This is a genomic window from Leifsonia sp. RCC_180, assembly GCF_058138205.1.
Map to the genome: position 1 here is coordinate 3,303,971 of NZ_CP200340.1, position 16,040 is coordinate 3,320,010.

Here is a 16,040-nt window from a genome sequence, read left to right on the forward strand (position 1 = left end):
CGGTCAGATCTCGACGTCGCTCCCCATCGTGACGGTCCGCAGCGCCGGCAGCCCGAACCGGGCTGCCGGATCGGCGGCGTTGTGGGCGAGCGCGACGAAGAGCGACCGGCGCCAAGGCACCATCCCCTTCGTCCTCGTCGTGCGGATAGCGCCGCGCGAGATGAAGTACGAAGCGTGCGTGAAGCCCGCCGGGTCGATCGGGAGCACGCCGCCACGACAGGCGGCACGGAGCGCCCTGGGGATGTCCGGCTTGTCCGAGAACCCGAACCGGATGCTCAGGTGCTCGATCCCGTCGTCGGCGTAGCCGAGATCGTCATAAGTGAAGGCCTGCCCCGGCGGCACGTGCGGCACCTGTGCAGTGCTCACCGACACGATCACGACGTGTTCGTGGAGCACATGGTTGTGCTTGACGTTGGCCCGGAGCGCCAGCGGGGTGGTGTCCTTGTTGGGGTGCGGGAAGACGGCGATGCCGGGGACGCGCGGAAGGTTCGCCTTGCGGACCTCCTCGATGAACTCCTCAAGCGATCCCTCCTTCCTGATGCGGTCCGCCTGCACCAGCTGGCGGCCCCGGCGCCAGGTGGTCATGAGCAAGATGACCGCGGCGGCGATGAGCAGCGGCACCCACCCGCCGTTGATCACCTTGGAGAGGTTGCCGGCGAGGAACGCCAGCTCCAGACCGCCGAACGCGACCGCCGCGAGCACGATCTTCCACGGCGCCCAATGCCACAGCGGGCGGGAGACGAGCAGGAGGAGCAGGGTGTCGACCACCAGCGCTCCGGTGACCGAGATCCCGTAGGCGGTCGAGAGTCGCTCGGAGGAGCCGAAGGCCAGCATGATGGCGATCACTCCGATGAACAGCAGGGTGTTGATCGCCGGCAGGTAGATCTGGCCACCTTCATGCTTCGACGTCTGCCGAATGGTCAGCGGTGGCAGCAGCCCGAGGGACACCGCCTGGCGTGACAGCGAGAAGGCACCCGAGATGACCGCCTGGCTGGCGATGACGGTCGCCGCGGTCGCCAGGATGACGACAGGCAGCCGCCCCCACTCCGGGATCAGCAGGAAGAACGGATTCGCCTTGGCGGCCGGGTGCTGCAGGATGAGCGCCGCCTGGCCGAGGTAGTTGAGCGTCAGGGCCGGGAGGACGAGGACGAACCAGGCGCGACGGATGGGCGAGCGTCCGAAGTGACCCATGTCGGCGTAGAGCGCCTCGGCGCCGGTGATGACCAGCACCACCGCTCCGAGTGCGATGAACGAGATCGCGGGGTGCGCGACGATGAAGACGATCGCGTAGGTGGGCGAGAGTCCGAGCAGCACCGCGGGGTACTGGATGACCATGGCGGCGCCTGCGACGCCGAGCACCGCGAACCAGAGCACCATGACCGGGCCGAAGAGCACGCCGACCTTGCCCGTCCCGAACCGCTGGGCGGCGAACAGGATCACGAGGATCACCACCGAGATCGGGATGACGAGGTGCGAGATCGCCGGAACGGTGACGTGGAGGCCCTCGACGGCGGAGAGGACGCTGATCGCGGGCGTGATGATCGAGTCGCCGTAGAAGAGCGCGACGCCGACGATCCCGATGACGAGGAGCACCCCGGCCTTGCCCGCTTTGTTCGCGTACAGGCGCTGGGCCAGCGCTGCCAGCGCCATGACGCCACCCTCGCCGTCGTTGTCGGCGCGCATCAGGACGCCGAGGTACTTGATCGACACGATGATCGTGACGCTCCAGAACATCAGCGAGATCACCCCGAAGACGTCGTCCTGCTCGGCCCGCACCGCCCCGCCATCCAGCAGGAAGACCGTCTTCAGGGCATACAGCGGGCTGGTGCCGATGTCGCCGAAGACGACGCCCAGAGCGGCGAGCGCGGCTCCCGCCAGCATCCGGGGTGGATGGCCGGGCCGGGCGGGCACTCCGGCCTTCGGCACGGTCTTATGACCCGAGCCTGCCGCCGGTGGCACATGGGATCCTTGCACTCTGGCAACGGTACGCCGTCGCGCGCCCGGTGAGGTGTCAGAGGAGGTCTGCGACCGATTCGCGGCTGATGTACGTCGTCGGGAGCGTGGGCGGCTCGCCCTCGACGGCACCCTCGATCTCCTCGAGCAGCCGCCGAACGCCCTCCGCACCGACCTCCCGCAGCGGACTCTTGATCGTGCTCAGCGCGGGCGTCGGCAGGTCGGCCCCGAAGATGTCGTCGAACCCGATGACGCTGAGACGTTCGGGAACCTCGAGGCCCCGGTCGCGTGCCGCCCGGAGGAGGCCGAGTGCCAGCAGGTCGTTGTAGGCGAAGACGGCGCTGACGTCCGCGGCGAGCACGCGGGGGAGCGCCTCCGCTCCACCCTCACGGGTCGGCGCGACCGAGGCGATCTCGACGATCGACAGCTCGCGCTCGACGGCGAAGGCGAACAGCGTGCGCCACCGCACCTCGCTCATCCATGAGGCCTCGGGGCCCGCGAGGTAGGCGATGCGGCGGTGTCCGCGTTCACGCAGCTGCTCCAGGGCGGCGGTGATCCCCGGGCGCGGGTCGGGGACCACAGTGGGGATGCCCGGAACGAGGCGGTTCGCGAGGACGAGCGGCTTCACCGCTGTGAGCTCGACGATCCGTTCGTCGTCGAGGCGGGAGGCGACGAGGAACAGCCCGTCGACGGAGGTCTGGAGGCGCTGAGCGGTGGCGAATTCGAGCTCGGGCGACTCCTGCGACTCCGCGAAGATCAGAGTGAGGCCGTTTGCCGTCGCCACCCGCTCGGCCCCGCGCACCAGGTCGAAGTACACCGGGTTCGTGATGTCCGAGACGAGCAGCGCTAGCGTCCCGGTCTTCCCGGTCGGGAGGGCCCTGGCCATCGGGTTGATGCGATAGCCCAGCTCCTGGGCCGCATCCCGGATGCGCTGCTCGGTCGCGGCCTTCAGTCGCCCCGGCTTGTTGAGCGCGCGAGACACCGTCGAGGGGCTCACCCCGGTCGCCTTGGCGACGTCGTAGATGGTGGCAGCAGGTCGCCGGACGTTCACGCGTGCGGGTGCAGCAGGCTCCGCTTCGGCCATCCGACTTCCTTTCCCGACGCCGTTGCCGAATTAGGCAAACGGTTGGCACAGTCTATCGGGCCGACCCCGATCGGGAGGACGTCTCCCGCCAAAAGCGGCCTGCTTGACGGGGGTCCCCTCGTGCCTGCACAGCGTTTCGGCAACCGGTTGACAAAACGAGTCGCGACCGGTGGAATGGTGACATGCTCCAGCCGCGACGCCGCGACCCCGACCGCCTCCTGCCCGTAGATCCGACGACGCGGGCGATCGCCCGCGACCTCTACCAGCGGGTCGCCGAGGCGCCGATCGTCTCGCCTCACGGCCACGTTCCCGCGCAGTGGCTTGCTGAAGACCAGGCGTTCCGCGACCCCGCAGAGCTCTTGGTCACTCACGATCACTACGTCACCCGGCTGCTGCACGCCTCCGGCGTCGACCTGCCCGACCTCGCCGTCGGCGCGCCCGCCGATCCTCGCGCCGTCTGGCGCCTGCTCGCCGAGCACTGGCACCTGTTCGCCGGAACCGCCAGCGGCTACTGGCTGGAGGAAGAGCTGGACACCGTTCTCGGTATCGAGGAGCCGCTCGCGCCATCCAGCGCCGACCGGGTGTACGACGCGATCGCCGCACGCCTGGCGGAACCGGCTTTCCGGCCGCGCGCCCTGTTCGAGCGGTTCGGCATCGAGGTGCTGGCGACCACCGACGACCCCCTCGACGACCTACAACTCCACGACGCGGTCCGCGCATCCGGACTCGGCGGCCGGGTGCTGCCGACATTCCGCCCCGACAAATACCTCGACCCGGATGCCGTCGGCTTCCAGGATGCGGTCGACCGGCTGCTCGCCGCGACCGGCCGGCCGGGGACCTTCGCGGGATACCTCGCCGCGCTCGAGGCGCGCCGTCAGTACTTCATCGAGCACGGCGCGGTCTCCGCCGATCACGGCGTCGAAGAGCCGCTGACGGTCGACCTGGACGCCGTCGAGGCGGAGCGGCTGTTCGCCGCCGTACGATCCGGTGCCGCAGACGAACACGAGCGCCGGGTCTTCCGCGGTCACATGCTCTTCCAGATGGCGCGCATGAGTGTCGACGACGGCCTGGTCATGACGGTCCACGCGGGCGTCGTGCGCAACCATCACACGCCGACGTTCGAGGCATTCGGCCCGGACAGCGGCCACGACATCCCCGCCCGCACCGACTTCGTGCACGGCCTCCGACCGCTGCTGCAGCGGTTCGGCAACAGCGACGGCTTCCACTTGGTGCTGTTCGCGGTGGACGAGACGGTGTACTCCCGTGAGCTCGCCCCCCTCGCCGGCTTCTACCGCAGCGTCCACATCGGCGCCCCCTGGTGGTTCCTGGATGCGCCGGACGCGATCGCCCGGTTCCGGTCGGCGGTGACGGAGACGGCCGGATTCTCACGGGGATCGGGATTCATCGACGACACCCGCGCCTTCCTCTCGATACCCGCCCGGCACGACACCGCCCGTCGCGCGGATGCCGGATTCCTGGCCCGGTATGTGGCCGAGGGCCGGATCGCGCTCGACACCGCTGAGCGCATCGCCGACGACCTGGTCGGCCCTCTGCCGAAACGGGTGTTCAAGCTGTGACCGCGCATCCGACTGTCCCGCGCCTGTCGCGCGACGCGCTGCCGCATCCCTCGCCCGTCCCTCCCGTTCGGATCGTGCACCTGGGCCTGGGCGCGTTCCACCGCGCGCACCAGGCCTGGTACACCGCGCACGCGGCGGACGCAGAAGCTTGGGGGATCGCCGCCTTCACCGGACGGCGGCCGGACGCCGCTGAGGTGCTCGAGGCCCAGGGATGCGTCTACACGCTGGTCGAGCGCGGGCCGCTCGAGGACCGGTTCGAGCTCGTCGGCAGCATCGCGAAAGCGTCCGCCGGCGACGACCTCGCGGGGTTCCTCGAGGCCGTATCCGCGCCGGAGGTCGCGGTCATCACGCTGACGATCACCGAGGCCGGCTACCGGGTGGATGCGGCGGGCGAGCTCGACCTGAGCGACCCGGACACCGCATCCGACATCCTGCTCCTCCGGGCCGCGGTAGGCGCCCCGCCGGGCACGTCCGCCTCTCCGGCCCCACTACGGACCGTGCTCGGTCGCCTGCTGCTCGGCCTGAACGCCCGGCGACTGCAGGGTGCACCCGCCGTAGCAATCGTTCCGTGCGACAACCTGCCCGAGAACGGGCCGCTGGTGCGCCGCGCGCTCACGCGCCTGGCAACCGAAGTGGATGCGGCCCTCGCCGACTGGCTGCCGAGCGGTGCCTCCTTCGTCTCCACGTCGGTTGATCGGATCACCCCGCGCCTCGACCCGGCCGACCGCGACCTCGTCGCCGCAGCTACCGGACGGTTCGACGCGGCCCCGGTCGTCACGGAGCCGTTCAGCGACTGGGTGCTCTCCGGCGATTTCCCGTCCGGACGCCCCCAGTGGGAGGCGGCCGGCGCGCGCTTCGTCGACGACATCACGCCCTGGGAGGCGCGCAAGCTGTGGATGCTGAACGGCGCACACACGCTCCTCGCCTCCGCCGGTCGCCTGCGCGGGCACGCGACGGTCGCCGAGGCGTTCTGCGACCCCGTCTGCCGAGCCCAGGTCGAGCAGCTGTGGGACGAAGCCGCCGCCCAGCTCGGAGACGTCGAGACGACGGACTACCGCCGCGCGCTCGCGGAGCGCTTCGCGAACCCGCGGATCGTGCACCGCCTCGCGCAGATCGCCGAGGGTTCCCGCATCAAGCTGCAGCTTCGGGTCGTGCCCGTGGCCCTCGCCGAACGCGCGGCCGGACGCCCTGCAGCCGGGTGCGCCCTCGCCATCGCCGCCTGGATCCGCCAGGAGCACCCCGCCGTTGACCCCCGGCAGCTGCTGGCCGCCCTCTCACCCGAACTCGCCGCCGACGACGCGTTCGTCGCCACCGTTCTCCACACCATGCCGACCCTCACCGCCGCCGACCGGCAGAAAGCAGACCTGACCCGATGAACACCTTCCCCGACGGCTTCCTCTGGGGAGCATCCACCGCCCCGCACCAGATCGAGGGCAACAACCTGAACAGCGACTTCTGGGCCAATGAGGGTCGTGTCCCCGGCATGGAGCGCAGCGGCGACGCCTGCGACAGCTACCACCGCTACCGGGAAGACATGCAGCTGCTCGCCGAGGCCGGCCTCAACAGCTACCGGTTCGGGATCGAGTGGGCGCGTATCGAGCCGGAGCCGGGCCTCATCTCCCGGGCTGAGCTGGCGCACTACCGTCGGATGATCGACACGGCGAACGACTTCAGCCTGACGCCGTTCGTGACCCTCCACCACTTCACCAACCCCCGCTGGTTCGCCGAGCAGGGTGGATGGACGGCGCCGGGCGCGATCGACCGGTTCCGCTCCTACGTCGAAAACGTGACGAGCATCCTCGACGGGGTCGAATGGGTCGCCACCATGAACGAGCCGAACATGCTGGCGATGATGACCGGAATGGCCGCCCTGATGCAGCAGGCACAGCAGCAGGGGGAAGGCTGGCAGAGCCCGACGGTGGACACGGACGGCCCGCGGCCGGCCCTCCCCGCGCCGAGGCCCGAGATCGGGCGGATCTTCGTCGAGGCCCACCACGCGGTTCGCGACATCGTGCGCGAGCGCACCGGCGCCAAGGTCGGCTGGACCGTCGCCAACCGCGCCTTCGAGACCCGGCCCGGCGGGGAGGAGAAGCGCCGCGAGCTCGAGTACATCTGGGAGGACCTGTACCTCGAAGGTTCGCGCGGCGACGACTTCGTCGGCGTGCAGTCGTACTCCGCCCAGTGGGTGAACGCCGACGGCATCGAGCCGTATCCCTCCCACCCCGACAACACCCTCGTCGGGTCGGCGTACCGTCCGGACGCCCTGGCGATCGCCGTGCGGCACACGGCCGAGGTGACCGGCGGCATCCCCATCGTCGTCACCGAGAACGGCATCGCCACCCACGACGACAGCCGGCGGATCGCCTACACCGACGAGGCGCTGCGGCACCTGGGGCAGACGATCGCCGAGGGGGTCGACGTGCGCGGCTACCTCCACTGGAGCCTCCTCGACAACTATGAGTGGGGTCACTGGGAGCCGACGTTCGGTCTGGTCGAGGTCGACCGGAAGACGTTCGAGCGCACCCCGAAGCCGAGTCTGCGATGGCTGGGCGACGTCGCCCGGCGGAACGCCCGCGCCGACGCCGCGTAAGGCGGCGACGTGTGCCGGGGGAGCGAAGGGCTGCCCCCAGGATTGGGGTCACATGGTTAGATGCTGAGCCGTGGCATGTTAGCCTCAGCCTGCACCGTTCGAGCACGCCGTCATGGCGAGCAGCGAACGTCGGCATTCCAGGGGGAAACAGGGGGGCAATTGCCATGGGTGGTCTCGATGTGCTGCTGTGCCGCCGGCACCGCGCGGTGCGCGAATCGTGACAGCGACCGCGTACATCACGGGCCTCGGCAGCTACCTCCCGGGCGAACCGGTCGACAACGACGGGATCGCCGCCCGCCTCGGCGGCCACGATCCGGTCACCGAGCGCATCCGCCGCCAGATTCTCAACGCCAATGGCATCAAGCTCCGGCATTACGCGCTGGACGAGAACGGTGAGCCCACCGAGCTGAACGAAGAACTCGCCGTGAAGGCACTTCGTGCCGCCCTCGACGACCGCGGCATCGTGGCCGAGGATGTGCGGATGCTGGCGACCGCCACCACCATGGGCGACGTGCTCGTGCCCGGCTTCGCCTCCATGGTGCACGGCCGCTTGGGCGGCGGTCCGATGCAGTTGCTCTCGGCGTCGGGCGTCTGCGCGTCCGGCCTGGCGGCGCTCGACGCGGCTGTGAGCAAGATCCGGCTCGGCGACCATCCCCGAGCACTGGTGGTCGGGTCGGAGTTGCCGAGCCGCAGCCTGCGTCAACAACGGTTCGACGACATCCGGGCCGGTATGGATGCGCACTTCCTGCGGTGGATGCTCTCCGACGGCGCAGGCGCCGTTCTTGTCGAGTTCCAGCCGCATCCGAGTCGACCGTCCCTGCGAGTCGACTGGGTTCGCCATGTCTCCGTCGCCCACGAGCACGAGGTGTGCATGCGTGCCGGCATGGACGGCACTCACGCCGATGCCGGCCACACCTGGCAAGACGTCGGCATCGAGGAGGCCGAGGCTCGGGGGATGTTCGTGCTCCGCCAGGACGTGAGTGTGCTGGGCGAGCTCGCCGAGCACGGCCTCCGGCAGTTCGAAGAACTGGTCGACATCGGACTCGTCGATGTGCGGCACCTCGACCACGTGCTGTGCCACTACAGCACCAACGCGTTCCGCGACCTCGCCTTCGACGGGCTGCGCCGTCGTCTCCCGACGCTCGATACCGACCGCTGGTTCTCCAACCTCGAGACCAGGGGGAACACAGGGTCGGCGAGCATCTTCATCGCGCTGGAGGAAGCGTGGCGCACCGGTCGGTTCTCGCCCGGTGAGACCGTTCTCCTGGCGGTACCCGAATCCGGACGGTTCTCATTCGCCTTCGCCCATCTGACGGTGGTCGCCCCGCAACAGCAAGGAGCTCAGACATGACCGACGCGACCACTCCCGTGATCGATGCCCAGCCGGAGACGGCAGACACCCTTCCCGCGCGGCTCGCCGCCGTCTGGGCGCAACTCGAAGAGCACTTGGAGCGAGTCCCCGTCCTGCGGCGGCTCGCCGAGGGAACCGCGACCCTTCACGATTACGAGCGGCTGCTCTTCAACCTGCGGCAGCAGGTCGTCGACGGTTCGCCGTGGATATCGCGCGCGGCGTCCAGTTTCGACATCGACCACTTCGTGCTCCGCTCCGCGGCCATCCATCACGCCGAGGAGGAGCACCGCGACTACCTCATGATCGAACGGGACTACGTCGCGATCGGCGGATCGCTCGACGAGCTCCGCCGCGGTCGGAAGAACGTCGGTTCGGAAGCCCTTTCGGGCTACATGTTCCACTACGCCGCACAGCCGAATCCGGTCGGCCTCCTCGGCGCCATGTTCATCATCGAAGGGCTGGGGGCGAAGAGAGCGGCCGGTTGGGCCGCACGCTTCCAGGAGGTACTCGGCCTCGCCGACAACCAGGTCCACTTCATGCGCTACCACCAGGAGGCCGACGCCCAGCACACGGGCGGTCTCGACGCCATCCTGACCTCAGGCATCGTCGACGACGCCGCCGCCGACGAGATCGTGCGTTGCGCCGAAGTGGTCGCACGGCTGTATGCGCTGCAGCTGGAAGAACTGGATCGCTGACGTGGCGGGATCGCCCCTCTCCGACCCCAGTATGTGGGATGCGATGTATGCCGATCCCGCCGTGCCGCTCGACCGTGCCGTCATCCGCAAGATCGTCGATGACCAGCGTCAGCTCTCCCGGCGATGGCTCTACCCGGTTGCGCGCATCGTGTCCCGGGTCATCGTCGCGGTGGTCTCGATCGTCAAGCGAGTGCTTCCCTTCCGGTGGATGTCGCTGAGCGTCATGGACGCGCTGTGCGTCTGGTTCCTCCGGAGGTTCGTCTCACCGGATACCGTCGAGCTGCTCATCCGGCACTTCGTGGTCGAGACGAACCTCATCAACTTCGTCATCCGAAACACCTCCGCCCGGCTGGAACCGGTCACGCTGCGCCCGGAGAGCCTGGCCGGCCTCGGAGATCACGCCGTGGTCGAGCACGACGTCAACGTCTACGACGTGGTCATCGGGCTCGACGGGGTTCCGCTCTCCCGGCCGGACGTGCTCGATTTCGCACAGCTCGATATTCCGGTGCTCGACCCCGAAAGGGGTCGCAGTCGGCTTCTCCGCCTGGATATCCAGACGGCGCTCTGCCTCATGAACATCCCGTTCTCCGTCGCGCTGTCCCTGCACGAATATCGCCGGGCTGTGCACTCGATGAGATTCGACGACTCCTTCCTGGAGATCCTCGCGCTCGTCTCCGGCGACGACACTTTCCGGGACTGGAAGGTCGGCGTCTTGAGCCTCTGGATGGACTCCAACGTGGATGTGCCGCAGATGGTCTACCGTCACGCTCTGGTGTGCGAATACGCGCACGCGCACCTGGTGAAGCTCGCGCAGGCCGATGCGGGCTGAGACCGCACCACGGTCCGTCGGCGATTCGGAGCCCGACCTCCGATCCTCCGCGCGCGCTCAGCCCCGTTGCGGGCAGGCGCCGCGATCGTCAGGCGGCGGCCGACACGGCGGATGACACCGTGAACGCCCCCGGCCCCACGCTCACTGTGCGCCCGTCGGGCAGCACGACGACGCCACGGGTCGCCTCCGGAACGCGCCCGCTTATGCGCATCGTCCCGTCCTCGATCCGCCACGCGGCCTCGAGCACACCCTGCGGGGTCGTGTACGACCCCTCTGCCCAGGCGACCCCGCCGCCGGGGACGGGACGGAGGACGAACGACTCCCATGCCACCGACCCCGGCGCCTGGTCGAGCCCGAGCAGGTGGGTGTGCAGGAAGCGGATCACCGCTCCCTTGCTGTAGTGGTTCAGGGATTCGTGCGCCCGGCCGTCCTCGTCGATCCCGTCCCAGTCCTCCCAGATCGTCGTCGCGCCGCGATCGATCATCCCGAGCCACGACGGCGACGACCGCTGGAACAGCAGCTCGTACGCGAGGTCGCTGTGCCCGGTCTCCGCCAGAATCGGGAGCAGGTCGGCGGTGGAGAGGAAGCCGGTGCCGAGGTGCGTTCCGGCATCCCGGATCAACGCTACGAGCCGGTCAGCCGCCGCCGTGCGGAGCACCTCCGGGATGAGCCCGAAGCTGAGCGCACGAACGTACGAGGCCTGGGTGTCCGTGGCCGTCCGTCCGTCAGGGGTCAGGAACTCGGTCCGCCAGGCGTCGCGGATGCGGTCCGCAAGCACCGAATAGCGTGAGGCCTCGTCACTTCGGTCGAGCACTGCCGCGATCCGCGCCAGGGTCGACGTCGAACGGTGCAGGAAGGCGGTCCCCACCTCGCCTTTGTCCTCCGTGAACCACGCCAGGGGGTTGTCCTTCAGCGGGTCCACGAACGCTCCGTCGGGCGTGCGGACCTTGGGCTCGCACCACTCGCCCCAGTGGAACGAGCCGTCCCACAGATACTGCTCGTGCGGCAGCGGCTCGGCCGAGCGCTGAACCCTCGACGGGTGGCGCTTCGTCCGTGCGGTCTCCAGCGCCCACTCCACCCAGCGCACCATCGCGTCCCAGTTCGCCGCCAGCTCGCCGCGGTCGCCGTACGTCTCGTACAGCACCCAGGGCACGTGCACGATCGCGTCGCCCCAGCCGGCCGACCCGGTCATCTGCGCGACCTGGAGTTCGGGATGGTGCTTCACCTGACGACCGTCGGGCGAGAAGTTCGCGATGCGTCCGTCGTCCAGCTGGTCGTCGCGGACGGAGCGCAGCCACTTCCGGGTGAAGCCGTGGACGTCGAACAGCAGCACGGCGGTGGACGCGAAGACCTGATAGTCGCCGGTCCAGCCGAGGCGCTCGCGCTGCGGACAGTCGGTCGGCACGTCGACCGCGTTGCCGCGGAAGCTCCAGTCGGCGATCTCGTGCAGGCGGTTGAGGTCGTCGTCGCTGCATCGGAAGGTGCCCGCCGGGGCGAGGTCCGTGTTGACGACCTGCATCCGCACGGCGTCGGCGCTGAGCGGCTCATCGCGCGTGATGCGGGCGTACTGGAAGCCGTGGATGGTGTGCCTCGGCTCGAACACCGCATTCACCTCGCCCGAGGAGACCACCTCGTCGCGCTGATCGAGGACGACGAGGCCATCGCCCGCCCGCTCGGAGTCGAGGTGCGACATGTCGAGGTCGCCGGACGGGTCGAGGTACTCGCCATGCTCGAGGACTGTTCGCGTGCCGCGGGGTCCGAGGTCCGTCAGGCGGAGCCAGCCCGAAGCGTTCTGTCCGAAATCGGCGATCCAGCCGCCGGACGGGCCCCGGGTGAAGGAGCGCGGCTCCCGCTCCTCGATCCGCCGCACCGGCGGCGCGGGCGACCACGAGATCGGCGGCGCCGCCACGAGTCCGGTCCGGACCGGGCCGATCGCCTGTGGCTCGATGGTCAGGTCGGTTTCCTGGCCGTCCATCAGATCGGCGCGCAGGATGGGCGAGGTCCACTCGGTCCAGCTGCCGTCGGTTCCGACGACGCGGCGGCTGCCGTCCGCGAACTCCACGTGCAGTTCCGCCCGGGCGGCCACCTGCTCGCCCCAGGCGGCCGGCGCGTGGAACGCCCCGACCTGGCCGCGGTACCAGCCGTCGGTCAGCAGGATCTCGATGTGGTTCACCCCGACCACGAGAGCGTTGGTCACATCGGCGACCTGGGCGTACACCGTCTTGTCGTACGAGGTGGAGCCGGGGCAGAGCTCCGCAGTCCCGGCGCGCTCGCCGTTGACGAAGGCCTCGTAGACGCCGAGCGCCGTCGCATACAGGCGGGCAGAGATCACCGGGGCCTCGATCGTGGCCTCGCCGCGCAGCAGGTGACCCGGACGCTGCCCGGGCTTGCCGTCGTCGGGTTCGGCTGGCGAGATCCACTCGGCCGTCCAGTCAGCGTCGAGAAGGCCCGCTTCGAACAGGTGCTCCTCGCTCCACGGTCCGCCGGGCCGACGGACCCGCCAGCGTACGCGCTCGCCGCTGCGCAGATCGCGCCACGGCCACTCCATGAACCGGTGGCCGGTCGTCGTCACGACCGGCTGGCGCTCCGACCCGATCGAGGCCTCGATCTCGTATGTCGCGGTTTCGGCAACAGGGAACCAGGAGAGGCGCGCCGTCTGCTCGGAGACCGGATAACCGTCGCCCCCTGAGTCGATCCGCAACCCGGTCGGAGCTGTCTGTGTCATCGGCGCCATCGCCTCCATTTCGCGTCGCGAACCTGCTGCCGGGATCATTATGGCAATCGCTTGCCGAAATTCGCAAAACCTGGTGTACTGAGTCCACTGTCCCCGCAGTGCCGCGTAGGAGAACCATGCTCAGCATCCGCACCACCCCCACCCGCGACGTCGTCAGCCTCGACGGTCTCTGGCGCTTCGCGCTCGACTCCGCCGTCGGCGCGGAGCCCTGGCGCTCGCGCATCGTCACTTCGCTCGAAGCGCCCGTTCCGGCCAGCTACAACGACCTCTTCGTCGACTCGGCCATCCGCGATCACGTCGGGGTGGTCTGGTACCAGCGTGCCGCGCGGGTGCCGCGCGGGTGGGCCGGCGAGCGGGTCGTCCTCCGGTTCGGCTCGGTCACGCACGCCGCCACGGTCTACGCGAACGACGTGCTCGTGGCCGAGCACGTCGGAGGTTACACGCCGTTCGACGCCGACCTCACCGGCATCATCGCGCCCGGCGAGGAGTTCCGCCTGACCGTCGCCGTGGACAACCGGTTGACGCACCTCACCATCCCACCGGGGACCGTCGACACGCTGCCGGACGGCCGTCTCAAGCAGACGTACCACCACGACTTCTACAACTACGCAGGCATCGCCCGCTCGGTGAAGCTGTACAGCACACCGCAGGCCTACGTGGATGACATCACCGTCGTGACCCGGATCGAGGGCTCGGCAGGCCTCGTCGACTACCGGATCGAGACGGCCGGAGCGGAGGGAGCGGATGTTCGCATCCGCGTCCTCGACGAGAGCGGTACCACCGTCGCGACGGCGGAAGGCGCCGAGGGCAGCGTCCGCATCGATGACGTCCACCTCTGGCAGCCGGGAGCGGCGTACCTGTACGACCTGCTGGTCGAACTCGTACAGGACGGCGAGCCGGTCGACAGCTACATCCTGCCCTTCGGCGTCCGTACCGTGGAGGTGCGCGGCAGCGACTTCCTGATCAACGGCGAACCGTTCTACTTCACGGGCTTCGGCAAGCACGAGGACACTCCCGTGCGGGGCAAAGGTCACGACGACGCCTATCTGGTGCACGACTTCCAGCTGCTGGAGTGGACGGGCGCCAACTCGTTCCGCACCAGCCACTACCCCTACGCCGAAGAGGTGCTCGACTTCGCCGACCGTCATGGGATCGTCGTCATCGGAGAGACCGCCGCGGTCGGTCTCAATCTCGGCGTGCAGGGCGGGCTGACGGGCATCCCGCCGACACCGACCTTCGCCCCGGAGAACTTCGGCGGGGAGACACGGAACGTGCACGCCCAGCACCTGCGCGAGCTTCTCGCCCGCGACAAGAACCATCCCAGCGTCGTCATGTGGAGCATCGCCAACGAGCCCGCCTCCAACGAGGACGGATCGCGGGAGTACTTCGAGCCCCTGGTCGACCTCGCCCGGGAGCTCGACCCCACCCGGCCGCTCACCTACGCCGCCGTCATGTTCGCCACCCCCGCGAACGACAAGATCGGCGACCTCTTCGACGTGCTCTCCATCAACCGCTATTACGGCTGGTACGTCTTCACCGGCGACCTCGCCACGGCGGAGAGCGTGCTGGAGCAGGAGCTCCGTGGCTGGGTGCAGCGCTTCGGCAAGCCCATCATGATGTCCGAGTACGGCGCCGACACCCAGCCCGGGCTCCACTCGGTCTGGGACATGCCGTGGACGGAGGAGTACCAGTCCGACCTGCTGGCCGCGTACCACCGGGTCTTCGACCGGATCCCCGAGTTCGTGGGCGAGCACATCTGGAACTTCGCCGACTTCATGACCGGCCCCGGCATCCACCGGGTCGACGGCAACAAGAAGGGCGTCTTCACCCGCGACCGCAAACCCAAGGGCGCGGCCTTCTCCGTGCGCAACCGCTGGCGCGGCCTAGAAGGGAAGAAACCGGGCGGCCCTGCAGAACGACCCGCAGCGAGCGAAGGGAACCCCTCATGATCATCGACAAGGCCGAAGTCATCGTCACGAGCCCCGACCGCAACTTCGTGACCCTCAAGCTGACCACCGACGACGGGCTCACGGGCCTCGGCGATGCCACGCTCAACGGGCGCGAGCAGGCGGTGGTCGCCTACCTGAGCGAGCACGTCGTCCCGCTGCTGATCGGTCGAGACGCCTCGCGAATCGAGGACACCTGGCAGTTCCTCTACCGCAGCGCGTACTGGCGGCGGGGACCGGTGACGATGGCGGCGATCGCATCAGTCGACATGGCCCTCTGGGACATCAAGGGCAAAGCCGCCGGGATGCCGGTCTACCAGCTTCTCGGCGGAGCCTCGCGCAACGGACTCCTGGCCTACGGCCACGCCTCGGGCCGCGACCTGCCCGAGCTCTTCGACAGCGTGCGCGAGCACCAGGAGCAGGGCTACCGCGCCATCCGCATCCAGTCGGCCGTCCCCGGGCTGAAGTCGATCTACGGGATCGCCTCCAACGCGACCTACGAGGCCAACCAGGGCGTGCGCTACGACCACGAGCCGGCGCAGCGCGGCGGCCTGCCGAACGAGGAGGATTGGGACACCCGCTCCTACCTGCGCCACATCCCGACCGTGTTCGAAGCGGTGCGGAACGAGTTCGGTCCGGAGCTGCCGCTGCTGCACGACGGGCACCACCGGATGACGCCGATCCAGGCCGCGCAGCTCGGGAAGTCGCTCGAGCCGTACGACCTGTTCTGGCTGGAGGACTGCACGCCGGCCGAGAATCAGGAGGCGTTGCGGCTCGTCCGCCAGCACACGACCACGCCGCTCGCCATCGGCGAGATCTTCAACACCGTGTGGGACTACCAGCAGATCATCCGCGAGCAGCTCATCGACTACGTCCGCTCGGCGGTGACCCACACCGGCGGCATCACGCACCTCAAGAAGGTCCTCGACTACGCCTCCCAGTACCAGATCAAGTCCGGGATGCACGGCCCGACCGACATCTCGCCGGTCGGGATGGCCGCGGCCATGCATCTCGGCCTCGCGATCCACAACTTCGGCATCCAGGAGTACATGAAGCACGGCGAGAAGACGGACAGCGTCTTCCAGCAGTCCTTCACCTGGACGGACGGCTTCCTGCACCCGGGCGACCAGCCGGGGCTCGGGGTCGAGCTGGATGTCGACGAGGCCGGGAAGTACCCGTACGTCCGCGCCTACCTGCCCTACAACCGGCTCGCCGACGGCACCGTCCACGACTGGTAGACCCCGAACACCCTCCCCCTTTTCAGCGTTTGACGAAGGAGTC

11 protein-coding genes are annotated in these 16,040 nt (G+C 69.1%); 8 read left to right on the forward strand and 3 right to left on the reverse strand.

The window, feature by feature from the left end; all coding sequences use genetic code 11:
* Window positions 1-3 precede the first annotated feature (3 nt).
* Both AB7E03_RS16310 and AB7E03_RS16315 read right to left on the reverse strand, forming a co-directional pair.
* Complete coding sequence (locus AB7E03_RS16310) at window positions 4-1,959, reverse strand: potassium transporter Kup (RefSeq protein ID WP_489942384.1); 1,956 nt, start codon at window positions 1,957-1,959, stop codon at window positions 4-6.
* Between the two features lie 52 nt (window positions 1,960-2,011).
* On the reverse strand, window positions 2,012-3,037 hold the full coding sequence (locus AB7E03_RS16315; protein WP_489942385.1) for a LacI family DNA-binding transcriptional regulator: 1,026 nt from the start codon (window positions 3,035-3,037) through the stop codon (window positions 2,012-2,014).
* 182 nt (window positions 3,038-3,219) lie between these two features.
* Between AB7E03_RS16315 and uxaC the strand changes: the two genes are divergently transcribed.
* From uxaC to AB7E03_RS16345, 6 genes are all read left to right on the forward strand, one after another.
* A complete protein-coding gene (uxaC, locus tag AB7E03_RS16320; protein ID WP_489942386.1) occupies window positions 3,220-4,614 on the forward strand; it encodes a glucuronate isomerase in 1,395 nt (464 codons plus the stop codon).
* Complete coding sequence (locus AB7E03_RS16325; RefSeq protein ID WP_489942387.1) at window positions 4,611-5,990, forward strand: mannitol dehydrogenase family protein; 1,380 nt, start codon at window positions 4,611-4,613, stop codon at window positions 5,988-5,990. The genes uxaC and AB7E03_RS16325 overlap by 4 nt, the downstream gene beginning before the upstream one ends.
* On the forward strand, window positions 5,987-7,204 hold the full coding sequence (locus AB7E03_RS16330; RefSeq protein ID WP_489942388.1) for a family 1 glycosylhydrolase: 1,218 nt from the start codon (window positions 5,987-5,989) through the stop codon (window positions 7,202-7,204). Before AB7E03_RS16325 ends, AB7E03_RS16330 begins: the two co-directional genes overlap by 4 nt.
* 217 nt (window positions 7,205-7,421) lie before the next feature.
* Window positions 7,422-8,555 (forward strand): 3-oxoacyl-[acyl-carrier-protein] synthase III C-terminal domain-containing protein, encoded by a 1,134-nt coding sequence (locus AB7E03_RS16335; RefSeq protein WP_489942389.1) that lies wholly within the window; start codon window positions 7,422-7,424, stop codon window positions 8,553-8,555.
* Window positions 8,552-9,250 carry an iron-containing redox enzyme family protein gene (locus tag AB7E03_RS16340; RefSeq protein ID WP_489942390.1) on the forward strand — a complete coding sequence of 233 codons (699 nt, stop codon included), beginning with the start codon at window positions 8,552-8,554 and terminating at the stop codon, window positions 9,248-9,250. Before AB7E03_RS16335 ends, AB7E03_RS16340 begins: the two co-directional genes overlap by 4 nt.
* Window positions 9,251-9,281: 31 nt before the next feature.
* Complete coding sequence (locus tag AB7E03_RS16345; RefSeq protein ID WP_489942927.1) at window positions 9,282-10,079, forward strand: DUF6999 family protein; 798 nt, start codon at window positions 9,282-9,284, stop codon at window positions 10,077-10,079.
* An 88-nt stretch (window positions 10,080-10,167) separates the two neighbouring features.
* Here the strand turns inward: AB7E03_RS16345 and AB7E03_RS16350 are convergent, their stop codons facing one another.
* Entirely contained in the window at window positions 10,168-12,804 is a 2,637-nt protein-coding gene (locus tag AB7E03_RS16350; RefSeq protein WP_489942391.1) for a family 78 glycoside hydrolase catalytic domain, read from the reverse strand.
* A gap of 125 nt (window positions 12,805-12,929) precedes the next feature.
* On the opposite strand from AB7E03_RS16350, the gene uidA reads away from it, so the two are divergent.
* Complete coding sequence (gene uidA, locus AB7E03_RS16355) at window positions 12,930-14,762, forward strand: beta-glucuronidase (protein ID WP_489942392.1); 1,833 nt, start codon at window positions 12,930-12,932, stop codon at window positions 14,760-14,762.
* On the forward strand, window positions 14,759-15,997 hold the full coding sequence (gene manD / locus AB7E03_RS16360) for a D-mannonate dehydratase ManD (RefSeq protein WP_489942393.1): 1,239 nt from the start codon (window positions 14,759-14,761) through the stop codon (window positions 15,995-15,997). Before uidA ends, manD begins: the two co-directional genes overlap by 4 nt.
* Window positions 15,998-16,040 lie beyond the last annotated feature (43 nt).